Annotated in this window: 4 protein-coding genes and 2 tRNA genes; 4 read left to right on the forward strand and 2 right to left on the reverse strand. The window is 42.6% G+C overall.

What is annotated here, in order from left to right; genetic code table 11:
* Together M0Q51_17415 and M0Q51_17420 are read right to left on the reverse strand one after the other, a co-directional pair.
* On the reverse strand, window positions 1–207 hold a 207-nt coding region (locus tag M0Q51_17415; GenBank protein MCK9401748.1), incomplete at its 3' end, for a hypothetical protein.
* A 143-nt stretch (window positions 208–350) separates the two neighbouring features.
* Window positions 351–662 (reverse strand): hypothetical protein, encoded by a 312-nt coding sequence (locus M0Q51_17420; protein MCK9401749.1) that lies wholly within the window; start codon window positions 660–662, stop codon window positions 351–353.
* Window positions 663–1,179: 517 nt separating this feature from the next.
* Here M0Q51_17420 and M0Q51_17425 point away from each other — a divergent pair.
* The 4 genes from M0Q51_17425 to M0Q51_17440 all read left to right on the forward strand — a co-directional run.
* Window positions 1,180–1,261: transfer RNA gene (locus tag M0Q51_17425), tRNA-Leu, on the forward strand.
* Window position 1,262: 1 nt separating this feature from the next.
* Window positions 1,263–1,339: transfer RNA gene (locus M0Q51_17430), tRNA-Leu, on the forward strand.
* A gap of 228 nt (window positions 1,340–1,567) precedes the next feature.
* The gene (locus M0Q51_17435) at window positions 1,568–2,317 is read left to right on the forward strand and encodes an NTP transferase domain-containing protein (protein ID MCK9401750.1); all 750 of its coding nucleotides are present in this window, start codon (window positions 1,568–1,570) and stop codon (window positions 2,315–2,317) included.
* A 3-nt stretch (window positions 2,318–2,320) separates the two neighbouring features.
* On the forward strand, window positions 2,321–2,537 hold a 217-nt coding region (locus M0Q51_17440; protein MCK9401751.1), incomplete at its 3' end, for a lamin tail domain-containing protein.

The raw sequence follows: 2,537 nt of genomic DNA on the forward strand, positions 1-2,537 counted from the left end.
TTTTAAGATGGCCTGAATTTTAATCTTTACGCCGGATTCCTTTAAAAAGTAGTGATAGGCCTCGGCAGTGGTGGCAAAACCGAAGGGCACGCTTACGCCTTCGCTTGTCAGCTTCTGGTACATCTCGCCTAAAGAGGCGTTTTTACCGCCGACCGAGGGAACATCCTTAATTGTCACCTGATCGTAGAACTTGATGAATTTTGGCATAGTTTTCTTTCAAAAATTCGAATATCGAAATTCGAAACAATATTTAAATTAAAATAATAAAATTCTAAACTGTTTATGATTTTGAATTTTAGTCATTAAAATTTGTTTCGGATTTCGGATTTCGTGCTTCGTATTTATATAAATTATAGTTTAATTTTTTTACTCCAATCGTAGACGAAAGGGATTTCCCAGGATTCGCCATTTAATGATTTGACGATGCCTAGCACGCTGACGATGATCAGGGCGAGTGCGAGTACCCAGCCGAGGAATGGAATCCAAGTAAGGAAGGAGAGAATAAATAATATCAGGCCTTGTTTGGCGTGATGTTGCGTAAAGGGCGAACCCTTTGAAACGAGCAGCGGGATCAGGCAGGCGATCCACAGATAAGAAATGGCAGCGGTAATGCGATGCTCGTCCACGTCTTTTTGGTTAAATGCGAGTTTTTTTTCTGACATAAAATAATAAAATAAAAAGTTAGTTTCTACTGGAATAATTATAACACATTTTTTACCCCGTTAGAAATAAGACCCCTTTTTCGTAAGATTATGGCTGTAAAATTTGAAATAATATACAGGCGATTTAGCCAATAAACAATTTCTAACGGGGTGAACTATGATTGACAAAGAAGTTCAAATTAGATAGAAAGATAATGAAGATAGCAAGAAGGAAAGATAAAAGAATGATTATAATCTTTCCATTTTCTTATCTTTTTATTTTTTGTTTATTAAGCTGGAGTGGCCTGCCCGACATGCCTTGACCGTCTTAAATCACCAGGTAGCATTGTTTGCCTGCATCAATTTGTGATGTATTAGGAAGGGGTTGCCGGCGGCAAGTCAAGGCAGGCGGGTGAAACCCCGCACCAAAGCAAAGCTTAGTGCGGGGCAAGCTGGTAGATTCACCCCGCACCTTTTAAAGGTTTATAATGATTTGGGGATGTGGTGAAATTGGTATACCTGCCCGCCAGTGCCTCGTGCCGGAGTGGTGAAATTGGTAGACACACATGCTTTAGGAGCATGCGGAGTAATCCTTGGAGGTTCGAGTCCTCTCTCCGGCACAGGGCTTTGGCAGACGGGCACGCATGCCTTAGGAGCATGTGCCTTATGGTGTGAGAGTTCGAGTCTCTCCATCCCCACAGATTCGAAGTTGTTTAGATCATAAAAAAGGTGCGGGGCAAGCGCATGCTTTAGGAGCATGCGGAGAAATCCATGGGGGTTCAAGTCCTCTCCCCGGCACAAAATAAAAAATCCTTCTATCAAATCGCCGAGGAGGATTATTATTTGCTCAGTTTTTAATAATTCGCTAAAATAATGGTAATAGTTTTCGGCGAATTAGCCCGAGCGGGCTATTTTTATTTATCTCAATGAATAAAACGCAAATAATTATTTTAGCGGGCGGTAAGGGTACGCGCATGCAAACGAACGGATCAAAGGTGTTGGTGGAAGTCGGTGGTGAGCCGATTATTTTTCGCCTGCTTAAAGTAGTTGAAACTGTTTGCCCCAGACCAACGATTATTGTCGGCTATCAGGGTGAAGAGGTGATTGAGGCCACGGAAAATAAATATCATTATGTCTGGCAGAAAGAGCAGCTCGGCACCGGACACGCAGTCGCTTGCGCCAAGGCCGAATTGGAAAATAAAGAGTTTGAACGCATTGTGGTCTTGCCTGGCGATCATCCGCTGTTAAGCGAAGAAACTCTCATAAAATTAATCGCGGCGCATGAGCAGTCCGGCGCAATTTTAACCTTGATTACCGGGCAGGTTGAAAGTTTTGACGGAGATTTTGCCGCTTTTTATAACTTTGGCCGAATTATCCGGAACGGCGACGGCTCGGTTCTGCGCATAGTGGAACTTAAAGATGCGAGCGAGGAGGAGAAAAAAATTACCGAAGTAAATCTGGGCTATTATTGTTTTAAGCCTGGCTGGCTTTGGCAAAATATTGAAAAATTGAAAGATCATAACCAAGCCAAGGAATATTATTTGACCGACCTGGTGGAGCTCGCGCGCGAGCAGGGGCAAAAAATTCAGGCAAATCTAGTTGATAATATTGTTGAAGGCTTCGGCATCAACACACCCGAGCAGCTTATGATTGTTGAGAAATATTTAAATAAATAACCTATGCATTTAAACAAAAAAGCGTTTGTTTTAATCCTGTTCTTATTTTCAGGATTTTTTTATTGGTCGTTTGCCAGGGCGCAAACAGCCAGCGTAGTGATCAACGAAGTTGCCTGGATGGGGACGGCGGAGAGTGCAAATAATGAGTGGTTGGAATTAAAAAATCAAAGCGAGGCGGAAATAGATTTGGCGGGCTGGATTTTACGCGCGAGTGACGGTA

Source organism: Bacteroidales bacterium (assembly GCA_023229505.1).
In the GTDB taxonomy this organism is placed as follows: domain Bacteria; phylum Bacteroidota; class Bacteroidia; order Bacteroidales; family JAGOPY01; genus JAGOPY01.